Origin of the sequence: Robinsoniella peoriensis (assembly GCF_000797495.1) — a bacterium.
Lineage (GTDB): Bacteria > Bacillota > Clostridia > Lachnospirales > Lachnospiraceae > Robinsoniella > Robinsoniella peoriensis.
Map to the genome: position 1 here is coordinate 124,763 of NZ_JTGN01000015.1, position 20,488 is coordinate 145,250.

Below are 20,488 nucleotides of genomic sequence, written 5' to 3' on the forward strand. Positions count from 1 at the left end.
ACTGTATATCATTCAGACCAGGCCAATTTAACCGTAAATGGTAAAACCGGAACTGTTACTATGGACAATCCTGCATAGAGGTATCAAAATCTCCACACTAATAGCCTGACAATTAAGTCAGGCTATCGGTTCTTTTGCAGGCAGTCCTGCCTTTCTGGGATATTTTCCCGGAGTCTTCTTTACCTTTTCTATTACAACAAGAGACCGCTCAATATCGCTTCCCGGAAGTGTAAATTTTACTGTATCTTTCATTTTTCCACCAAGCAGAAAAACTGCATTTTTTGCATTTTGTAACTCATCCTCTATACTGCCGGATTTATAAGAAATAAAGTTTCCATGTAACATTGTATATGGTATACAATATTCAGACAGTGATGCCAGATTTGCCACTGCCCTTGAAACGCAGAGATCAAACATCTCCCTGTATTCTTTCTGCTTTGCATAATCTTCTGCCCTGCCATGTATGGCTGTTATCCCTGATAACCCTAATTTCCCGATTACTTCATTTAAAAACTTAATCCGCTTATTTAATGAATCCAGCAGTACAACTTCCAAATGAGGGTATACGATCTTAATTGGAATGCCCGGGAAGCCCGCTCCTGTGCCCATATCCAGGACTTTTTTACATTGCCCAAGATCTGCAGCCTTAACGATAGATAAGCTGTCTACGAAGTGTTTTTGCATGACTTCGTCATATTCTGTAATCCCCGTAAGGTTCATTACCTTATTCCATTCTACTAATAACTCATAATATGTCTCAAACTGATTTACCTGGGTATCTGTCAGTTGTATTCCAAGCTCCAGACATCCCTGAATCAGTACGTTGTTCTTTTCCTCCATTATGACCTCCTGCCGTATTGTTCCATATATACTAAAAGTACAGAAATATCCGCCGGTGTTACTCCTGATATTCTGGACGCCTGTCCAATTGACATAGGCATATATAGTTTTAATTTTTGTTTTGCTTCGATACGAAGCCCACTGATATCTTCGTAATCAATATTTTCCGGTATTTTTTTGCTTTCCAGCTTTTTAAACTGGGATACCTGTTTTAACTGGCGTTTGATATACCCCTCATACTTAATATTAATATTAACCTGTTCCTGAACTCCTGTTGATAACTGAGGACGTCCTTCATCAATTTCACCAAGCATTTCATAAGTCAGCTCCGGCCTTCTTATTAATTCACCAAGGGTAGTTCCTGTTTTTAAAATGGTGCTGTTATGTGCTTCCAGGAAACTCTGAATCTCCTTTGAAGCACCTATATTTGTATGATCCACTCTTTTCGTCTCTTCTGCGATTTGTTTTTCTTTTTCTAAAAGTGCCTGATAAACCTCTTCGGAAATTAAACCTGCCTCGTATCCTTTTTTAGTCAGACGCAGATCAGCATTATCCTGTCTGAGCAACAGGCGATACTCCGAGCGGGATGTCATCATACGATAAGGCTCATGATTCTCTTTTGTTACCAGATCATCAATCAATACACCTATATAAGATTCCGAACGATCCAGTATCAAAAGATCTCTTCCCAATACCTTCTGTGCTGCATTAATACCTGCTACCAACCCCTGGGCTGCTGCCTCTTCATATCCGGAGCTTCCATTAAACTGGCCACCGCTGAAAAGCCCTTTAATATTTTTAAATTCCAGCGCTGCATTCAGCTGTCTCGGATTGATACAGTCATATTCAATCGCATAGGCATTTCTTACAATTTTTGCATTTTCTAACCCCGGCACTGTTCGGTACATCGCTGTCTGTACATCTTCCGGCAGGGAACTGGACATCCCGCCAACATACATTTCATTTGTATGCAGACCTTCCGGTTCAATAAATACCTGATGCCTGTTTTTATCAGAAAATTTAACTACTTTATCTTCAATAGACGGGCAGTATCTGGGTCCGGTTCCTTCAATCATACCAGAATATAATGGGGAACGATCCAGGTTTTTCTTTATGATCTCATGGGTATTTTCATTCGTATAGGTAAGCCAGCAGGATGCCTGTTCAATCTGTACATCCTCCGGATTTGTGGAAAAGGAAAATGGAACTACTGTTTCATCTCCAAATTGTTCTTCCATTTTATTAAAATCTATAGACCGTTTATCAATTCTGGCAGGTGTTCCTGTTTTAAAACGAAACATTTCTATTCCATTTTCCTTTAGGGAATCCGTCAGATAGTTTGCAGCCTGAAGCCCGTTTGGACCCGTATAATTACTGATATCCCCGTAAATGCACCGGGACTTCAGATAAGTTCCGGTGCACAATACACAAGCCTTACAGTGATATACTGCTCCGGAGAAGGTTTTCACGCCGCTGATTTTGCCGTCTTCTACTATAATTTCCGTTACTTCTGCCTGCTTCACAGACAGATGGTCTGTGTTTTCAAGTATTTTCCTCATCTCGCGGCTGTAGTCCGCCTTGTCCGCCTGGGCTCTCAGAGAATGAACTGCCGGACCTTTTGATTTATTTAACATCTTAGACTGTATAAAGGTTTTATCTATATTCTTGCCCATTTCTCCGCCAAGAGCATCTATTTCACGCACCAGATGTCCTTTGGAGCTGCCTCCTATGTTTGGATTACAGGGCATCAGGGCAATACTGTCTACACTTACCGTGAACACAATTGTCTCCAGTCCAAGTCTGGCACTTGCCAGAGCTGCTTCACATCCGGCGTGTCCGGCCCCAACTACAACAACGTCAACATTTTCTTCTATGGTATTCATGTTATATCCTTTCTATTTTCCCATACAAAACTTACTGAAAATTTCATTTACCAGATCTTCTCCCACGGATTCACCGATAATTCCACCCAGTTCCTCATATGCACTCATCAAATCAATGGAATAAAAATCCTCCGGCATCCCCATTTCAATACTTTCCCTTACCTGCCTTAAGCTGGAAAGCGCATCGGCAAGTGCTGTCTTATGGCGTATATTTGTTATATAGACCTCATCATTAAATGAAATTTCCCCATGGAAAAACATTTCTTTTAAGGTAAGTTCCAGTAAATCAATTCCTTTATTTTCTTTTGCTGAAACAGGAATGACCGGCTTATCTATTCTCTCTTTTAACATTTCTTCTGAAGTAATCATCTGAAGATCTGTCTTATTTAACAATATAATTGCTTTTTTACTCCTCAGCATCTCTATTATTTCACTGTCATTTTCATCCAGCTCTGTAGAAGAATCCACCACATAAATTATCAGATCTGCATCTTTTGCATAATCTTTTGCCCTGGATACCCCGATCTTCTCCACAACATCCTCTGTACTGCGTATTCCCGCCGTATCAATGATATTCAGGCTGATTCCATGAATCTGTATGGTCTCCTCTAAAATATCCCTGGTTGTCCCCGCTATATCCGTTACAATAGCTCTCTCCTCTCCAACCAGTACATTTAACAGAGACGATTTTCCTGCATTAGGCTTACCTACAATTACAGTCCGAATTCCTTCCTTCATCATCTTACCATCTTCTGACGATGCAATCAACTTCTCTAATTTACCAATTAATTTATTATTCACCTGCTGAAGCTCTCCGCCATATCCCTCCAGGCTGATATGCTCCGGATCATCTAAAGCTGATTCAATAAATGCTATATGATAAATAATCTGCTCGCGAATATCCTTAATTGCCTGCATTACCGAACCTCTTAACTGGCTTACAGAACTTTTCAGCGCATATTCATTCTTAGCATTAATTACATCAATTACCGCTTCCGCCTGGGACAGATCCATTCTTCCGTTCAGAAATGCTCTCTTTGTAAACTCCCCAGGCTCTGCCGGTCTGGCTCCGTTTTTAATAACAGTCTCCAAAATACGTTTCATGGCATAAACCCCGCCATGGCAGTTGATCTCAATTGTATCTTCCGATGTAAAACTTCGGGGTGCTCTCATAACCATTACCAGTACTTCATCTATCATCTCATCCCCATCCATGATATAACCGTAATGAATTGTATGGGTTGGTACCTGTGACAACTTTTTTTTCTTTTCTTTTGACTGATAAACACGATCTATAATGGTAAAAACCTCGCTGCCGCTCATTCTGACAATTCCAATTCCGGATGCCGTCATTGCTGTTGAAATGGCTGCTATGGTATCTGTTTTCATGTTTCCTACCTCCTTATGCCGCATTTACTGCGGCTATTATAAATGGTGTGAAAGTGATCTTCTTTCACTCCTACCTCCTTACGCCGCATTTACTGCGGCTATTATAAATGGTGTGAAAGTGATCTTCTTTCACTCTTGCCTCCTTACGCCGCATCTACTGCGGCTTTAACTTAACGATACACAAAAGAGTGCCTTGCAATCTCCCAGCTGATAAACCCTATCCATATTTGGATACACTGAGGAATTGCACGACACCCCCTTATAATAAAATCTTTATTTTTTTAATGTAACAACTACTTTACGGTAAGGCTCTTCCCCTTCGCTGTGTGTAGTAACATATGGATCATTCTGAAGTGCTGAGTGAATAATTCTTCTCTCATAAGGATTCATTGGCTCTAAAAATACCGGTCTTTTTGTCTTCTTCACCTTAAATGCAATGTTTCTTGCCAGGTTCTCCAATGTCTCTTTTCTTCTGTTTCTGTAATTTTCCGTATCCAGCTTCACACGGGTATAAGAAGCTTTTCCTTTGTTTACAACAAGGCTTGTAAGATACTGCAGCGAATCCAGGGTTTGTCCTCTTTTGCCAATCAGGACTCCCATGTCATCTCCATTTAAATCTACACTCAGCGTGTCATCTGAAAATTCTGCTTTAATTTCTACATTCATTTCCATTGCTTTAAACACGCCCTGTAAAAATTCATATGCGGATTGTTCAACTTCTTCTTTATTTGCAGGTATCCTGGAAACCTTTACTACTTCTTTTACTTCTTCTGAGACTTCTTTAAAAACAGGTTCTTTTTTGAAACTTTCTTTTTTAATGCTTTCTTTTCGAACGGGTTCTTTCTTTACAGGCTTTTCTTCCTTTTTCACCTTGCTTTCCTGCGTGGTAAATAAAGGAGTATCTAAAATATCTTCTACAGATTCTTTCTTTCTTGCACGAATGACAGCCGGTTTACTTCCAAACCCCAAAAATCCCGAGCTTCCATTCTCAAGTACTTCATATTCAATATTGTCACTGGATGTTTCCAATTGAATCGATGCTTCAATGATAGCATCCGAAACTGTTTTTGCAGACACTTTAATGTAATCCATAAGAAAACCCTCCTATTTCTTATTCTTCTCATTGTATTGCTGAACCATTCTGGCTTTGGAAGCAATACTTCCAGGTTTTGCATTTGCGGTTTGATTATAATATTCTGTAGATTTCTTAATATCTTCTTCTGACATTTCTTTTTTCACATTAGCCTTCGCACGTGTGGAAGGATGTGAAACCGGTTCATTAATATTCTTCACATTCAATTTTGCCTGATTAGATATCTTCTGAGGAGGCAGGCCCATCTTTTCACGTTTCTTATTTTGCTTCTCCAGGTTTTTGGAGATCAGTGCTTCCACATCTACGCTGTCCATATGTTTGTTAACAATAATCTGCTGAACACTTCTGATTACAGCACCGGCGATCCAGTAGAGTCCCATACCTGCCGGCAGTGTCAGACAGAATACTGCTGACATGATCGGCATGATCATATTCATGGTCTTCATGGAGCTTGCCATGGTACCACCCTGTCCGTTTGCATCCGGCTGCGGCATCAGTTTGGTGTTAAACCACTGTGTTAAACCAGCCAGAACAGGAATTGCAATTGCTCCTATAATAACCAGGATTGCTCCGGTTTTAATTCCAGCCTGAAGCATACTCATGGGAGCATCTGCTATATTTAATCCAAGGAAATTATTAAAATGGTCTACCTTATCCTGGGTTCCGGTGATAAGGCTGCTTAAATCCGGAAATTTACCAGCCAGGTTTGTCCAGTCATCCGGTTTGAATTTATATAAGGTATCTACAATTGTTTCTGCTTTATATCCGGCACTTTCAAAATTAATCTGATTCTTAGAAGCGATATCAGTTAAAAATGTCTGTGCTGCGGAGTTATTCAGTAACTTGTCCACTAAAGGCATGAATGCATCTTTAATTCCGCCTACATATGCCGGAATATTCCAGATTACCTTATACAAAGCAAATAAAATCGGCATCTGGATAAGAAGCTGCAAACAACTTCCCATAGGAGAAACTCCATATTTTGAGTAAACAGTTTTTGTTTCTTCATTCATCTTCATCATAGAAGCCTGATCCTGTTTACCTTTATACTTTTTCTGAATTGCCTGAAGTTCAGGGTTCATCTGTGCTGAAAGCTTTGAAAACTTTTGCTGTTTGATCGTAAGCGGCATTAATAACATATAAATAACAATAGTAAATAAAATAATACAAAGACCAATGTTTTGAATATTGAACAGATTATTCAAAAACAAGTAAATTGCATTCATGATAAAACCTAAAGCAACCGCAACAGGTCCAATAATGAATGTTGTACTTTTTGTTAACAACATTTTTGACAAGACTTTTTCCTCCTAAATTAGTCACACACTCCAGAGCGTGTCTGAAAATTCATTCCCGCCATCTGCACGCCCCACTTTGCGGCATATTTGCCCCGAATTCAGGTTACGTAGCCCGCTACGCGCCCTTCATTCGGGCACAAATCTCCCACAAACTGTGACGCGCAGCTGTCAGAAAGCAATTTTCAGACATGCTCAAGGGACCGGATCATATCCGCCCTTAGAAAAAGGATTACATCTCAATATCCTCCAGCAGGTCAAGATGGTTCCCTTAACAGCACCATATTTTTCAATTGCCTCTAACCCGTACTGTGAACACGTAGGTATATAAGGACAACGAGTGCTTTTTAATGGCGATAAATATTTTCTATATAATTTAATCAAACCGATTAATAATTTTTTCATTTATCATCAATCTTTTCTATATGAAATATGTTATGAAGTTTCCCTAAATGCAAAAGTGCGCTCTCTATCTCTGCAAAACCTTTTTCCTTTGCACTCACTCTCGCAACTACAACAATATCATATCCTGGCAAAAAACCGGATTCATTCAGCCGATAACTCTCTCTTAGTAATCTGGTTAACCCATGCCTCACTACGCTATTGCCAACTTTTTTACTGACTGAAATACCCAGGCGGTTCCCGGATAACTGATTTTCTAAGACATACATTACTAAATATCTGTTCGCAAAAGATTTTCCTTTCCTATATACATATTGAAAATCTTTATTCTTTTTCAATGATTCTGAAAATACCATAGGCCATCCTTTACCAATCATTTAAAGAGAAGAAAAGGCCACAAATCTGCGGCCTATGCTGATAATTTTTTTCTTCCTTTTGCTCTTCTAGCAGCGATAACTTTTCTTCCGCCTACTGTGCTCATTCTAGCTCTGAATCCGTGAACCTTAGCTCTGGATCTCTTTTTCGGTTGGAATGTCATTTTCATGAGTCTGGCACCTCCTTCTATCTAACCAAATATCTATTAGCATAATTGGTAAATTATATTTTACATGCTTAAAAACATCATTTCAATTATATTCATAAATATGCCGTAAGTCAAGCTATTCCTTTATTTTTTTATATTCTTTACCCTCTTTTAACTTTTCCACACTTATTTTCCACGGTTTACATAAAGTTATCCACAAATTGGGGATAACTTGTGTATAACTTTTTCCATAAATGTGAAAAACTTTGATTTTTCAGGACATCCCCCGTAAATAAAGCCTGTATTCTATGTGGATTTGTGGATTTGGTTATTCACAACGATGTCGAAATTTTTGGATGAAAGTGGATAAATATGTTCACAAAATGTTATTTCCAAAATTTTTGATTGCTAAATTGATTAATTTAGTTTAGAATTAGATAAGGAAATCTATCTTTAAATAAATGGTTGTGGATAACATTTAGCTGCAATCATTTATTGTTGTGTTTTTCTGGAGGCTCATCCACATAGTACAAATTTGTATTGTTTTTGGATAAACACCAGGAAATAAGCGGATTTTTACCAATGCGAAAAACGGAAGAATATATTTAAGGAGTCGTTAACATGGACATCATAATAGAAAAATGGGATGAAATACTGTATACAGTAAAACTAGAACACGAATTATCGGATGTTTCCTTTAATACCTGGATAAAACCATTAAAGGTCCACAGTATAGAAAACAGCACGATTATAATCTTGGTTCCATCAGAGCAGATGGGGCTTAATTATATAAGTAAGAAGTATACACTTCCTATTAAAGTAGCGGTCGCCGAAATCACGGGACTGGATTATAATATAGAATTTATTTTACCTGAACAAGCGAAAACGATAGAGAAATCAATGCCGCCTGCCTCTACTTTAAATGAAAATCTGGAAAAAGCCAATTTGAATCCTAAATATACTTTCGACACTTTTGTAGTTGGTGGAAACAACAATTTTGCCCATGCTGCATCACTGGCTGTTGCGGAATCACCCGGCGAAATGTACAACCCCCTCTTTATATATGGAGGTGTTGGACTTGGAAAAACCCATTTAATGCACTCTATTGCCCACTTTATATTAGAAAGAAATCCGCTGTCCAAGGTATTATACGTAACAAGTGAGTCCTTTACAAACGAATTGATTGAAGCGATTCGTAACGGAAATAATACTGCAATGACAAAATTTCGTGAAAAATACCGGAATATCGACGTACTGCTCATCGACGATATCCAGTTTATTATAGGAAAAGAATCTACCCAGGAAGAATTTTTCCATACGTTTAATGATCTTCACGGATCCAAAAAACAGATTATCATCTCCTCCGATAAACCGCCAAAAGAAATCCAGACTTTGGAAGGAAGGCTCAGATCCCGGTTCGAATGGGGCCTGATCGCTGATATTTCCTCACCGGATTATGAAACAAGAATGGCTATTCTTCGAAAAAAAGAGGAGCTGGACGGTTATCAGATTGATGATGACGTAATCAAATATATTGCCACAAACATCAAGTCCAATATCCGTGAGCTGGAAGGAGCATTGAACAAATTGATGGCTTTCAGCAATCTCGAAAAACGCGAAATCACAGTGGGATTGGCAGAAGAAGCCTTAAAAGATATTATTTCACCGGATGAAAACAGGGAAATTACCCCGGAATTGATCATAGATATCGTTGCGGAGCATTTTCATCTAAGGCCTGAAGATCTAAAAGGCAACAAACGTAACTCGGAAATTGTATTTCCACGCCAGATTGCTATGTTCCTCTGCCGCGAAATGACAGATACTCCATTAAAAACCATTGGAAATATTATGGGCAAGAAGGATCATACTACCATCATTCACGGCTGCAAGAATATTAACAATGAAATGGCAAAATCGGAAAATGTCCGTAATACGGTGGAAATCATAAAGAAAAAAATTAATCCCAATTGAGGATAAGTGTGAAATAAAATCGCTTTACACTACTTATTAAGGCAGGCCTGCAATATGCAGGAGCTATCAATATGAATACCTTACACCGGGATTTAAATAATAAAAAAATATGGGTATTGGCAGAAGATTTTTCCCTTAACAAACAATCCACACGATTTTGTTGAAAACCAGCATTGAATGTGTGTATAATAATCATTTTTAAGGGGCTCTGTTGATAACCTGATTTTTATACTTTAATTTCAGAGACTTTTTCACATACTTATTAATTTACGGGAGGCTTATGCACACGGCCTCTTCAGACTTATTCACAAACTAACAGCCCCTAAGGTTAAGACTACTGATTCTCTTAATAATTTATTATATAGCGGGCTCGAAAGGAGTTACCCACATTATGAAGATTGTCTGCTCAAAATCAGATTTACTAAAAAGCGTTAACATCGTTATGAAAGCTGTTCCTTCTAAAACAACGATGCCAATACTGGAATGTATCTTAATAGATGCATCAGCCAATGAAATTAAATTAACTTCTAATGATATGGAACTTGGAATTGAAACAAAAGTGACCGGTGATATCTTAGAAAAGGGTATTATTGCACTGGATGCAAAGATTTTTTCTGAAATTATTCGAAAATTACCGGAAAATGATATTGTTATTGAAACAGATGCAAAATTACAGGCAACGATTACCTGTGAAAAAGCTAAGTTTAATATCTCCGGAAAATCGGGTGAAGATTTTTCTTATTTACCTTATGTAGAAAAAAATGATTCCATTGCCCTGTCCCAGTTCACTTTGAAGGAAGTAATTCGTCAGACGATTTTTTCCATTGCAGCGAATGAAAATAATAAAATGATGACCGGGGAATTATTTGAAATTAATGAAAATGAACTGAAAGTTGTGTCATTAGATGGTCATCGAATATCGATTCGGAAAATCGAATTAAAGGATACCTACGGCCACAAGAAGGTTGTCGTTCCTGGAAAGACACTCACGGAAGTGAGCAAGATTTTATCAGGAGAAGTGGAAGATGAAGTACGTCTGTTCTTTACAAATAATCATATTGTATTTGAGTTTGACCAGACAACCGTTGTATCCCGTCTGATTGAAGGCGAGTACTTCCGGATAGAGCAGATGCTCTCCAGTGATTATGAGACAAAAGTAGAAATAAATAAAAAAGAATTGCTTGATTGTATCGATCGTGCTACTCTTCTTGTAAAGGAAAGTGACAAGAAGCCGATTATCATCCAGATCAGTGATGATGCTATGGAACTGAAAATCAATTCCCAGATCGGTTCGATGGATGAAGAAATTGATATTACGAAAGAAGGGAAAGATATCCTGATTGGATTCAACCCAAGATTCTTAATTGATTCACTTCGTGTCATTGACGATGAGAATGTTACCCTGTATCTGGTGAATCCGAAAGCACCCTGTTTTATTAAAGACGAGAAAGAAACATATATCTATTTGATTCTTCCGGTTAATTTTACGGTTTAGAGGAAAGGGCATCATGGAAACGATTAAATTAAGAGATGATTATATCAAACTTGGTCAGGCATTAAAGGCTGCCGGGCTGGTAGATTCCGGAGTGGTTGCGAAAGTTGTAATCCAGGACGGACTTGTGAAAGTGAATGGCGAAGTGGAATACCAGCGGGGAAAAAAGTTACATGAGAATGATGTAGTGGACTTCGATGGAGAAACGATAAAAATTGTAAAATAGTTGGTGCTGACATGATTATTGAATCTATTAAACTTGAGAAATTTAGAAATTATAATTCCTTAAAATTAAAGTTTGATAGTGGTACGAATATTTTCTATGGTGATAATGCGCAGGGTAAGACGAATATTTTAGAAGCAGTGTATCTCTGTGGGACTACCAAATCCCACAAGGGAAGCAAGGATCGTGAAATCATCCAGTTTCATGAGGATGAATCTCATATTCGTATGAGGCTGAATAAAAACGGCAGTGCTTATAAGATAGACATGCATTTAAAGAAGAACAGGACAAAGGGAATTGCGATTAACGGTATACCGATACGGAAAGCCAGCGAACTCTTTGGAATTGTGAACCTGGTATTTTTCTCACCGGAGGATCTTAATATTATTAAAAACGGTCCTTCTGAGAGAAGGCGTTTTATTGACATGGAGCTATGTCAGTTAAATAAATTATATTTGTTTCAGTTATCAAATTATAATAAAATAGTGAATCAGAGAAATAAACTGCTCAAAGATATTGCCTTTCATCCGGAATACCTGGATACCCTGGATATCTGGGACCAGCAGATGGTTCAGTACGGCTGCAAAGTAATCGAGGAACGTCAGTTATTTGTAGAGCGTCTGAATGGAATCATTGCAGGCATCCATAAAAAACTTTCGGGAGACAGGGAAGAATTAATTGTGGATTATGAGAAAAACGTTCCGGCTGAATCTTTTGAAGAACAGCTGAGACGAGGCAGGGATAAAGATCTGAAGATGAGGATGACCATGACCGGTCCCCACAGAGATGATCTGTGTTTTAAAATCCAGGATGTGGATATCCGCAGGTTTGGCTCCCAGGGGCAGCAGAGAACAGCTGCTTTATCTTTAAAGCTGGCTGAAATTGAGCTGGTGAAGCAGGAAATCAAAGATACACCAATTTTATTGCTGGATGATGTCTTGTCTGAACTGGACAGTAACAGGCAACACTATCTGTTAGACAGCATTCATGATATTCAAACATTGATCACCTGTACGGGTATCGATGATTTTATAGAGAATCAATTTAAGATTAATAAAGTATTTCATGTGGTGGACGGTATCGTCTATGAATAACATGTGTAAATACGCAGCAGCGAAAACAGGAGGATTCTTATGGGTACAGAATTAAATTCAGAATATGGCGCAGATCAAATACAAATTTTAGAGGGGTTGGAAGCAGTCCGGAAAAGACCTGGTATGTACATTGGAAGTACATCGATCCGCGGACTTCACCATCTGGTATATGAAATTGTAGATAATGCAGTGGATGAAGCACTTGCAGGATACTGCGACACAATTCAGGTGACCATTAATAAAGACAATTCCATAACGGTAATCGATAATGGCCGCGGTATCCCGGTAGGAATCAATCATAAATCAGGACTTCCGGCAGTAGAAGTAGTATTTACGATTCTTCATGCAGGTGGTAAATTCGGCGGCGGCGGCTATAAAGTATCCGGTGGTCTTCACGGGGTAGGTGCTTCTGTCGTTAATGCTTTGTCGGAAAATCTGGAGGTTACAATCTACAGTGAGGGTAAGATCTACAGACAGCGTTATGAAAGAGGTAAAGTTGTATATAAACTAAAAGTGATCGGAGAATGTGACCCGGATAAGACAGGAACCATGGTAACCTTCCTTCCGGATAAAGAAATTTTCGAAGAAACGGTTTATGATTTTAATACACTGAAGCAGAGACTTCGGGAAATGGCATTCCTGACAAAGAATATCAGGATTATCTTAAGAGATGAGAGAAACGAGGAGCCGGTGGAGAAGATTTTCCACTACGAAGGCGGAATCAAGGAATTTGTTTCTTATCTGAACAAGGGTAAAAATCCGCTCTACCCGGATATAATTTATTGTGAAGGCACCAGGGATGATGTGTATGTAGAAGTCGCGATGCAGCATAATGACGGTTATACGGAAGGGGCATACAGTTTTGTAAATAACATTACTACTCCGGAAGGCGGTACCCATCTGACTGGATTTAAGAGTGCGCTTACCAAAACATTTAATGATTATGCAAGAACCAATAAACTGATTAAGGACAGTGAGTCTTTGGTTGGTGAGGATATCAGAGAAGGTATCACGGCAATTATCAGTATTAAGATTGGGGATCCGCAGTTTGAAGGACAGACGAAACAGAAACTTGGAAACAGTGAAGCAAGAGGAGCTGTAGATAATGTGGTTTCTGAACAGCTTATGATTTACCTGGAACAGCATCCTCAGATCGCGAAGATGATTCTGGAAAAATCAATTATGGCTCAGAGAGCAAGGGATGCGGCAAGAAAAGCCCGTGATTTAACAAGAAGAAAATCAGCCCTTGACGGAATGTCTCTTCCGGGTAAACTGGCGGATTGCTCGGATAAGGATCCGAAAAACTGTGAAATCTACATTGTCGAGGGAGATTCCGCGGGTGGTTCTGCAAAAACGGCAAGAAGCAGAAGTACCCAGGCAATTCTTCCCCTGCGTGGAAAAATACTGAACGTGGAAAAGGCAAGACTGGATAAAATTTATGCAAACGCTGAAATTAAAGCGATGATTACAGCGTTTGGTACAGGTATCCACGATGATTTTGATATATCGAAACTGAGATACCATAAAATTATTATTATGACCGATGCCGATGTTGACGGTGCCCATATCAGTACGTTATTATTAACCTTTATGTATCGTTTTATGCCTGATCTGATTAAAGAGGGACATGTGTATCTGGCACAGCCGCCACTTTATAAGCTGGAGAAAAACAAAAAAGTGTGGTATGCTTACAGCGATGAAGAATTAAATTCAATTTTGACAGAAGTCGGCAGAGACCAGAGTAATAAGATACAGCGTTACAAAGGACTTGGAGAAATGGATGCGGAACAGCTCTGGGAGACAACTATGGATCCGGAGAGCAGGATTTTACTCCGGGTTACGATGGATGAAGAAGCATCGTCGGAACTGGATATTACCTTTACGACCTTAATGGGAGACCAGGTAGAGCCGCGTCGTGAATTTATTGAAGAAAATGCTAAATATGTAGAAAATCTGGACATTTAGGAGGAGAAAGTCGTTGGAAGACAATATTTTTGATAAGGTACATGATGTTGATCTAAAGAAAACAATGGAGAAATCCTACATCGACTATGCCATGAGCGTTATTGCCGCCCGTGCACTTCCTGATGTAAGAGACGGGTTAAAGCCTGTTCAGCGTAGAGTTCTGTATTCTATGATCGAATTAAATAATGGTCCTGACAAGCCGCATAGAAAATGTGCGCGTATTGTCGGTGATACCATGGGTAAGTATCACCCTCATGGTGACAGCTCTATCTATGGGGCATTGGTAAATATGGAACAGGAATGGTCTACCCGTTATCCGCTGGTTGACGGTCATGGGAACTTTGGTTCCGTGGACGGTGACGGCGCAGCTGCCATGCGTTATACAGAAGCACGTCTCAGCAAGATTTCCATGGAAATGCTGGCTGATATTAATAAAAATACGGTAGATTTTGTACCGAACTTTGACGAGACAGAGAGAGAACCGGCGGTTCTTCCTGCCAGATATCCCAATCTTCTGGTAAATGGAACCTCAGGTATCGCCGTTGGTATGGCTACCAATATTCCGCCTCACAATCTGAAAGAGATTGTAAATGCAGTAATCAAAATGATTGACAACCGCATTGAAGAGAGCCGCGATACGGAAATTGATGAAATACTGGAAATTGTAAAAGGTCCGGACTTTCCTACGGGAGCCCAGATTCTGGGTACAAAGGGAATAGAAGAAGCTTATCGGACTGGACGGGGAAAAATCCGCGTCCGGGCAGTTACCGATATCGAATCTATGCCAAATGGTAAGAGCAGAATCATTGTTAGTGAATTACCGTACATGGTAAATAAAGCAAGATTAATTGAGAAAATTGCTGATCTGGTCAGAGATAAAAAAGTTGACGGTATTACAAATATTACCGATGAGTCAAACAGGGAAGGTATGCGTATTAACATTGAGCTTCGCCGTGATGTGAATGCCAATGTTCTTCTGAATCAATTATACAAGCATACACAGCTGCAGGATACTTTCGGTGTAATTATGCTTGCACTTGTAAATAATGAGCCAAAGGTTATGAACATCCTTCAGATGCTGCACTACTATATCCAGCACCAGGAAGAAGTCGTTACCAGAAGAACCCAGTATGAACTGAATAAGGCAGAAGAACGTGCCCATATTTTACAGGGATTACTGATTGCTCTTGACAATATTGATGAGGTAATCCGTATTATCCGTGCATCAAAGAATGCTCAGATTGCAAAAGAAGGATTAATTGAGCGATTTGGTTTATCAGATGTGCAGGCGCAGGCTATCGTAGATATGAGGCTGCGTGCTCTGACAGGTCTGGAAAGAGAAAAGCTGGAAAATGAATTCAAGGAATTAATGGAACGTATTACTTACTTAAAGTCTATCCTGGCTGACAGAAACCTCCTGCTTGGAGTAATCCGGGAGGAAATTATTATCATTCGCGATAAGTTTGGGGATGAGAGAAGGACTTCTATTGGTTTTGACGAATTTGATATCTCGATGGAAGACCTTATTCCAAGAACAAATGTCGTGATAGCAATGACAAAATTGGGTTATATTAAACGTATGACCATCGATAACTTTAAGAGCCAGAACAGAGGCGGGAAAGGGATTAAGGGAATGCAGACCATCGATGATGATTATATCGAGGATCTGCTGATGACGTCTACCCATCACTATCTGATGTTCTTTACGAATACCGGAAAAGTATACCGTCTGAAAGCTTATGAAATTCCGGAATCCAGCAGAACCGCAAGAGGTACGGCTATTATTAACCTACTGCAGCTGGCGCCTGGAGAGAAGATTACCGCTATGATCCCGATTAAGGAATATAAGGCGGGCAGATATCTGTTTATGGCAACTAAGAACGGTATTGTGAAAAAGACACCGATCAGGGATTATGCAAATGTCAGAAAAACAGGACTTGCTGCGATCAGTCTTCGTGAAGAGGATGAACTGATTGAGGTTAAAACTACAAATAACGAGAAAGATATTATTCTTGTTACGAAATACGGACAGTGTATCCGTTTCCATGAGACAGATGTAAGAAGCACCGGAAGAACTTCTATGGGTGTTATCGGAATGAGCCTGTCCCACGGAGATGAAGTAATTGGAATGCAGCTGAATACCCAGGGTGAATACCTGATGATTGTTTCTGAAAAAGGTATGGGCAAGCTTACCCATATGAATGAATTTACGGCACAGAACAGAGGCGGTAAAGGTGTGAAGTGCTATAAGATCATGGAAAAAACAGGTAATGTTATCGGTGTTAAGGCCGTTAATAAAGAAAATGAGATTATGATAATCAGTACAGAAGGTATTGTAATCCGTATGATGTGCGGTGACATTTCTGTTCTGGGACGCGTAACTTCCGGCGTGAAGCTGATTAACATGGATGTGGATAATGACATTATGGTTGCCAGCATTGCAAAGGTAAGGGAAAGTTCTAACCAGACGGAAGAAGATATGCTGAAATCTCTGGAAGAAGAATTGCTGGAAGAAGAATCTTTGGATGGTGAAGTTGTAACAGCAGGTGATACAGCTCCGGAAGAGGAGGCAGAAGCATCTGATTCTTCAATTGACAGTCTGGTAGAGCGTGCATTAGAAGAAAAGGAAAAAGAAGAGCAGGAAGCGCATGAGAACGGTTCTGAAGAAGAATTACAGGATGGACAGGACGAGTAATAAGCAGTACTCTTTTTAGTAATTGGAGGCACATTATGAATATACGCAGATTGCTTGCAGTCTGGAGTGCAAAGTTTATTGGATTTGCATGCAGGTTAACCGGAAAACAGGGAGTTACGCTTGCAGGGCAGATAGCCCTGAAGCTGGACCCTAAGATTTTGACAGAGCTGGCAGGTGAGGTAAGGGAAAAAGTATTTGTTGTCTGCGGAACCAATGGGAAAACAACAACAAATAATCTGCTGTGTTCTGCCATTGAGGCAGAAAAGAAAAAAGTAGTCTGCAATCATACGGGCTCAAATATGTTAAATGGTGTAGTCTCGGCTTTTGTACTTTCGGCAGGTATGAACGGACATCTGGATGCTGACTATGCCTGCATTGAGATAGATGAAGCATCTACCGTGCGGATTTTACCTCACTTTAAACCGGATTATATGGTTCTTACCAACCTGTTCCGTGATCAGCTGGACCGGTATGGAGAAATTGATATTACCATGAATCTGCTGAAAGATGCCATGCACATGGCACCGGACATGACTGTTATCGTAAATGCAGATGATGCCCTGTCGGCATACCTGGCTATGGAAAGCGGTAACTCTTATGTGACTTACGGAATCAGTGAACAGGTTTTCGAAGAATCCAGTGTCAATGAGATCAGGGAAGGAAGATTCTGTAAAAAATGCGGAGAAAAGCTGGTTTACCACTTTTACCATTACAGCCAGCTTGGAGATTATGAATGCCCATCCTGTGGATTTAAACGACCGGATCCGGATTTTGATGCATCCAATATATACGCAGGCGGAAAACTGGCTTTTGATGTGGAAGGCAGGCATATAACTGCCAACTACAGAGGATTCTATAACATCTACAATATTTTAGCCGCGTATACGGCCGCCAGAACCGCAGAAATGGATTTAAAACACTTCAATGATGTCTTATATAGGTTCAACCCTCAAAATGGCCGTATGGAGCAATTTGAGATTGACGGAACGCATATTATGCTGAACCTGGCGAAGAACCCGGCAGGGTTTAATCAGAATATATCAGCGGTCATGGAAGATGAGACAAAAAAAGATGTGATTATTCTGATCAATGATAATGACCAGGACGGCATCGATATCTCATGGCTCTGGGACGTGGATTTTGACCGGTTTAAGGATGCAGATGTCAACTCCATTACAGTGAGCGGCATCCGCTGCCAGGATATGAGGCTGAGGTTGAAATACGTGGATATTCCATCTGCGCTGGAACCGGATGTAGAAAAAGCGATTCAGGAACGAATAAAGAATGGGACAGGCAATCTGTATGTGCTGGTTAACTATACGGCGCTTTACAGTACCCGCAATATTTTGAAGAAGCTGGAACAAGGTTAGAATATAGTGCAAGCTTGCTTACGCTATTCATTGGGAGGAAAGCATGAAGATCATTATTGGACATCTTTATCCGGATTTGTTGAATCTCTACGGGGACAGAGGTAATATCCAATGCATGATGAAACGCTGTGAATGGCGTGGAATTGAAGCAGAGACAATTGAATATCAGCTTGAAGATGAGATCGATTTTTCCAGGCTGGATATCGTCCTTCTGGGCGGAGGTTCCGACCGGGAGCAGATGCTGGTATGTGAAAAGCTGAAAACGATCCGCAGCGATTTTAAGAATTATGTAGAAGATAACGGCGTAGTAATTGCAATCTGCGGCGGATACCAGCTTCTGGGCAATTATTATATGACGGATTCCGGGAATATAGAGGGGCTGGGACTGGTAGACCTGCATACAGAGCAGGGCAGGGACCGCCTTATTCAGAATATTGTTATTAAAAGTGAATTGTTCGATACTCCGATTGTGGGATTTGAAAATCATGGAGGCAGGACATTTATCAATAAAAACAAGCCTTTGGGTAAAGTACTCTATGGATCCGGAAATAACGGAGAGACGGGATACGAAGGCGTGATTTATAAAAATGTGATCGGCACTTATCTGCATGGTCCGCTGCTGCCCAAGAATCCCAAACTTTGTGACTACCTCATATCCAGGGCACTGGAACGCAGATATGGGGAAATTGTAGAGTTGGAGCCGTTGGATGATACGCAGGAAATGGAAGCAAATCAGTATATTGTAAACCGGTTTGCAAAAAGAGGAAATTAACAATTGGGATTTTGACAGGACTGTTTGAAAACAGTCCTGTTTTTTCTTTGTTTTGTTACTTTTTGTTTGACTTTCTGTTGTTTTTAATCTATAATTAATAAAAAGGTTTTACAATAACGATGTAATGCGCATCAGGAATAGGAGAGGGTAAAATGTTAGCAAACTTAAATGATGTATTGTATCCGGCAAAAAAGGGCAAATATGCAGTTGGTTTGTTCAATGCAGTTACGCTGGAGTTGGCAAGGGGGATTATTGCAGCGGCTGAAGAGACAGGATCTCCGGTTATTATGGGGACCGCAGAGGTTCTGCTTCCTTATGGTCCAATGGAAGAGTTGTCATATTTTTTAATTCCTATGGCTAAAAAGGCAAAAGTGCCTGTTGTCATCCATTTTGATCATGGACTGACAAAAGATGCCTGTCTGAAAGCTTTAGATCTGGGATTTTCATCGATTATGTATGACTGCTCTACGGACAGTTATGATGAAAATGTAGAGAAGGTGAGAGAAATGGCGGATATTGCCCACTCTTACGGAGCTACTATTGAAGGTGAACTGGGACATGTAGGAGATAATGAGGGCTCACATGAAGGCAGTTCCCACATGGAGGACCCGAGTAAATTCTATACAGATCCGGCACAGGCTAAAGATTTTGTAGATAAGACAGGAGTAGATGCTCTGGCAATTGCCGTAGGAACGGCGCATGGTGCCTATAAGCTTCCTCCAAAACTGGATTTTGAACGTATTAAAACAATTGCGAATACCATTGATGTTCCCCTGGTGCTGCATGGCGGTTCGGGACTGAAGGATGAAGATTTTAAGAAGGCAATTAATTGCGGAATCAGCAAGGTTAATATATTTACGGACATTAATATTGCAGCTGTAGAAGCAGAGTTCCGGGCATTTGAGTATATGGAAAAAGGGATTATAGACCTGGTGCCTGCAGCGGTGCAGGCAGTTAAGATGGAGGTCCGAAAGAAAATGGAATTGTTCGGGTCTGTGGGACAGGTCTATAGTAATAAAGCAGATATTCATGCGCTGATTGAACAGGTAGTGAAAGAAGTAATGGCGCAATATAAAAAATAAAGTTGGAACACTATTGTACAAATTGTAATCAATTGCTGTAAGATAGAATTTTAAAACGCGTTTTGGTTGAATTTGATTATACGCGTAGATATAAAATAAAAGAAAACTTATTTGCGGCGATATTAGTGTAATAATAATAAAGTACAAATAAAATATTATAGTAAAGATCAAACAAAGGATACACCAGAGGAGATTTTAGAATAGTAATCTTCTCCGGTGTATCTTTTATTTTGTAAAAATCCGTTATTAGAAAAAAATTAGAATATTATACATTATTGTGTATATACACAAATAGTCCAAAAGGTATGTGTAAAAAATATTTATTTAAGAGAAGGTCAATCTATTGCTAGAAAGTTTTAAATAATGCTTTTTTATTGAATTAATAAAAATGATTTATTT

General features: G+C 39.6%; 19 protein-coding genes. 10 read left to right on the plus strand and 9 right to left on the minus strand.

Features of this window, described 5'->3' with window-relative positions; all coding sequences use genetic code 11:
* Window positions 1-117: 117 nt before the first annotated feature.
* The 6 genes from rsmG to QR40_RS33855 form a co-directional block, all read right to left on the minus strand.
* Window positions 118-840 (minus strand): 16S rRNA (guanine(527)-N(7))-methyltransferase RsmG, encoded by a 723-nt coding sequence (rsmG, locus tag QR40_RS24540; RefSeq protein WP_044297194.1) that lies wholly within the window; start codon window positions 838-840, stop codon window positions 118-120.
* Window positions 840-2,723, minus strand: coding sequence for a tRNA uridine-5-carboxymethylaminomethyl(34) synthesis enzyme MnmG (gene mnmG / locus QR40_RS24545; protein WP_044297195.1), 1,884 nt, complete (start codon window positions 2,721-2,723; stop codon window positions 840-842). Before mnmG ends, rsmG begins: the two co-directional genes overlap by 1 nt.
* A gap of 12 nt (window positions 2,724-2,735) precedes the next feature.
* Window positions 2,736-4,112 carry a tRNA uridine-5-carboxymethylaminomethyl(34) synthesis GTPase MnmE gene (gene mnmE / locus QR40_RS24550; protein WP_044297196.1) on the minus strand — a complete coding sequence of 459 codons (1,377 nt, stop codon included), beginning with the start codon at window positions 4,110-4,112 and terminating at the stop codon, window positions 2,736-2,738.
* Between the two features lie 273 nt (window positions 4,113-4,385).
* Window positions 4,386-5,204 (minus strand): RNA-binding cell elongation regulator Jag/EloR, encoded by an 819-nt coding sequence (gene jag, locus QR40_RS24555; protein ID WP_027295396.1) that lies wholly within the window; start codon window positions 5,202-5,204, stop codon window positions 4,386-4,388.
* A 12-nt stretch (window positions 5,205-5,216) separates the two neighbouring features.
* Window positions 5,217-6,494 carry a YidC/Oxa1 family membrane protein insertase gene (locus tag QR40_RS24560; protein ID WP_044290210.1) on the minus strand — a complete coding sequence of 426 codons (1,278 nt, stop codon included), beginning with the start codon at window positions 6,492-6,494 and terminating at the stop codon, window positions 5,217-5,219.
* Between the two features lie 26 nt (window positions 6,495-6,520).
* Window positions 6,521-6,571: a DUF6783 domain-containing protein gene (locus QR40_RS33855; protein WP_334292439.1), complete on the minus strand. Its 51-nt coding sequence runs from the start codon at window positions 6,569-6,571 to the stop codon at window positions 6,521-6,523.
* A 15-nt stretch (window positions 6,572-6,586) separates the two neighbouring features.
* Here QR40_RS33855 and QR40_RS33860 point away from each other — a divergent pair, with 15 nt between their 5' ends.
* Window positions 6,587-6,661 carry a hypothetical protein gene (locus QR40_RS33860; RefSeq protein WP_416389861.1) on the plus strand — a complete coding sequence of 25 codons (75 nt, stop codon included), beginning with the start codon at window positions 6,587-6,589 and terminating at the stop codon, window positions 6,659-6,661.
* A gap of 34 nt (window positions 6,662-6,695) precedes the next feature.
* On the opposite strand, the gene yidD is transcribed toward QR40_RS33860, so the two are convergent.
* The 3 genes from yidD to rpmH are packed head-to-tail and all read right to left on the minus strand — an operon-like array spanning window position 6,696 to window position 7,446.
* Entirely contained in the window at window positions 6,696-6,905 is a 210-nt protein-coding gene (gene yidD, locus QR40_RS31095; protein WP_081820329.1) for a membrane protein insertion efficiency factor YidD, read from the minus strand.
* Window positions 6,902-7,258 (minus strand): ribonuclease P protein component, encoded by a 357-nt coding sequence (rnpA, locus tag QR40_RS24565; protein ID WP_044297197.1) that lies wholly within the window; start codon window positions 7,256-7,258, stop codon window positions 6,902-6,904. Before rnpA ends, yidD begins: the two co-directional genes overlap by 4 nt.
* 53 nt (window positions 7,259-7,311) lie before the next feature.
* Window positions 7,312-7,446: a 50S ribosomal protein L34 gene (gene rpmH, locus QR40_RS24570; RefSeq protein ID WP_027295399.1), complete on the minus strand. Its 135-nt coding sequence runs from the start codon at window positions 7,444-7,446 to the stop codon at window positions 7,312-7,314.
* 600 nt (window positions 7,447-8,046) lie between these two features.
* Between rpmH and dnaA the strand changes: the two genes are divergently transcribed.
* From dnaA to QR40_RS24615, 9 genes are all read left to right on the plus strand, one after another.
* Window positions 8,047-9,396: a chromosomal replication initiator protein DnaA gene (dnaA, locus tag QR40_RS24575; RefSeq protein WP_027295400.1), complete on the plus strand. Its 1,350-nt coding sequence runs from the start codon at window positions 8,047-8,049 to the stop codon at window positions 9,394-9,396.
* A 391-nt stretch (window positions 9,397-9,787) separates the two neighbouring features.
* Window positions 9,788-10,891: a DNA polymerase III subunit beta gene (gene dnaN, locus QR40_RS24580; protein ID WP_027295401.1), complete on the plus strand. Its 1,104-nt coding sequence runs from the start codon at window positions 9,788-9,790 to the stop codon at window positions 10,889-10,891.
* A gap of 13 nt (window positions 10,892-10,904) precedes the next feature.
* Window positions 10,905-11,114 (plus strand): RNA-binding S4 domain-containing protein, encoded by a 210-nt coding sequence (locus tag QR40_RS24585; protein ID WP_027295402.1) that lies wholly within the window; start codon window positions 10,905-10,907, stop codon window positions 11,112-11,114.
* An 11-nt stretch (window positions 11,115-11,125) separates the two neighbouring features.
* Window positions 11,126-12,205, plus strand: coding sequence for a DNA replication/repair protein RecF (gene recF, locus QR40_RS24590; RefSeq protein ID WP_044297199.1), 1,080 nt, complete (start codon window positions 11,126-11,128; stop codon window positions 12,203-12,205).
* Between the two features lie 39 nt (window positions 12,206-12,244).
* Window positions 12,245-14,170, plus strand: coding sequence for a DNA topoisomerase (ATP-hydrolyzing) subunit B (gene gyrB, locus QR40_RS24595; RefSeq protein WP_044297200.1), 1,926 nt, complete (start codon window positions 12,245-12,247; stop codon window positions 14,168-14,170).
* Between the two features lie 13 nt (window positions 14,171-14,183).
* Window positions 14,184-16,865 carry a DNA gyrase subunit A gene (gyrA, locus tag QR40_RS24600; protein ID WP_044289577.1) on the plus strand — a complete coding sequence of 894 codons (2,682 nt, stop codon included), beginning with the start codon at window positions 14,184-14,186 and terminating at the stop codon, window positions 16,863-16,865.
* Window positions 16,866-16,900: 35 nt separating this feature from the next.
* On the plus strand, window positions 16,901-18,235 hold the full coding sequence (locus QR40_RS24605) for a MurT ligase domain-containing protein (protein WP_044297201.1): 1,335 nt from the start codon (window positions 16,901-16,903) through the stop codon (window positions 18,233-18,235).
* A gap of 43 nt (window positions 18,236-18,278) precedes the next feature.
* Entirely contained in the window at window positions 18,279-19,007 is a 729-nt protein-coding gene (locus QR40_RS24610) for a type 1 glutamine amidotransferase (RefSeq protein ID WP_044297202.1), read from the plus strand.
* Between the two features lie 152 nt (window positions 19,008-19,159).
* Window positions 19,160-20,089 (plus strand): class II fructose-bisphosphate aldolase, encoded by a 930-nt coding sequence (locus QR40_RS24615; RefSeq protein WP_027295407.1) that lies wholly within the window; start codon window positions 19,160-19,162, stop codon window positions 20,087-20,089.
* Window positions 20,090-20,488: the final 399 nt, after the last annotated feature.

What these genes read in the sequence shown, in the direction of transcription:
- rsmG (WP_044297194.1), bottom strand. Translation starts at nt 840, where the DNA reads ATGGAGGAAAAGAACAACGTACTGATTCAGGGATGTCTGGAGCTTGGA.
- mnmG (WP_044297195.1), bottom strand. Translation starts at nt 2,723, where the DNA reads ATGAATACCATAGAAGAAAATGTTGACGTTGTTGTAGTTGGGGCCGGA.
- mnmE (WP_044297196.1), bottom strand. Translation starts at nt 4,112, where the DNA reads ATGAAAACAGATACCATAGCAGCCATTTCAACAGCAATGACGGCATCC.
- jag (WP_027295396.1), bottom strand. Translation starts at nt 5,204, where the DNA reads ATGGATTACATTAAAGTGTCTGCAAAAACAGTTTCGGATGCTATCATT.
- QR40_RS24560 (WP_044290210.1), bottom strand. Translation starts at nt 6,494, where the DNA reads ATGTTGTTAACAAAAAGTACAACATTCATTATTGGACCTGTTGCGGTT.
- yidD (WP_081820329.1), bottom strand. Translation starts at nt 6,905, where the DNA reads ATGAAAAAATTATTAATCGGTTTGATTAAATTATATAGAAAATATTTA.
- rnpA (WP_044297197.1), bottom strand. Translation starts at nt 7,258, where the DNA reads ATGGTATTTTCAGAATCATTGAAAAAGAATAAAGATTTTCAATATGTA.
- rpmH (WP_027295399.1), bottom strand. Translation starts at nt 7,446, where the DNA reads ATGAAAATGACATTCCAACCGAAAAAGAGATCCAGAGCTAAGGTTCAC.
- dnaA (WP_027295400.1), top strand. Translation starts at nt 8,047, where the DNA reads ATGGACATCATAATAGAAAAATGGGATGAAATACTGTATACAGTAAAA.
- dnaN (WP_027295401.1), top strand. Translation starts at nt 9,788, where the DNA reads ATGAAGATTGTCTGCTCAAAATCAGATTTACTAAAAAGCGTTAACATC.
- QR40_RS24585 (WP_027295402.1), top strand. Translation starts at nt 10,905, where the DNA reads ATGGAAACGATTAAATTAAGAGATGATTATATCAAACTTGGTCAGGCA.
- recF (WP_044297199.1), top strand. Translation starts at nt 11,126, where the DNA reads ATGATTATTGAATCTATTAAACTTGAGAAATTTAGAAATTATAATTCC.
- gyrB (WP_044297200.1), top strand. Translation starts at nt 12,245, where the DNA reads ATGGGTACAGAATTAAATTCAGAATATGGCGCAGATCAAATACAAATT.
- QR40_RS24605 (WP_044297201.1), top strand. Translation starts at nt 16,901, where the DNA reads ATGAATATACGCAGATTGCTTGCAGTCTGGAGTGCAAAGTTTATTGGA.
- QR40_RS24610 (WP_044297202.1), top strand. Translation starts at nt 18,279, where the DNA reads ATGAAGATCATTATTGGACATCTTTATCCGGATTTGTTGAATCTCTAC.
- QR40_RS24615 (WP_027295407.1), top strand. Translation starts at nt 19,160, where the DNA reads ATGTTAGCAAACTTAAATGATGTATTGTATCCGGCAAAAAAGGGCAAA.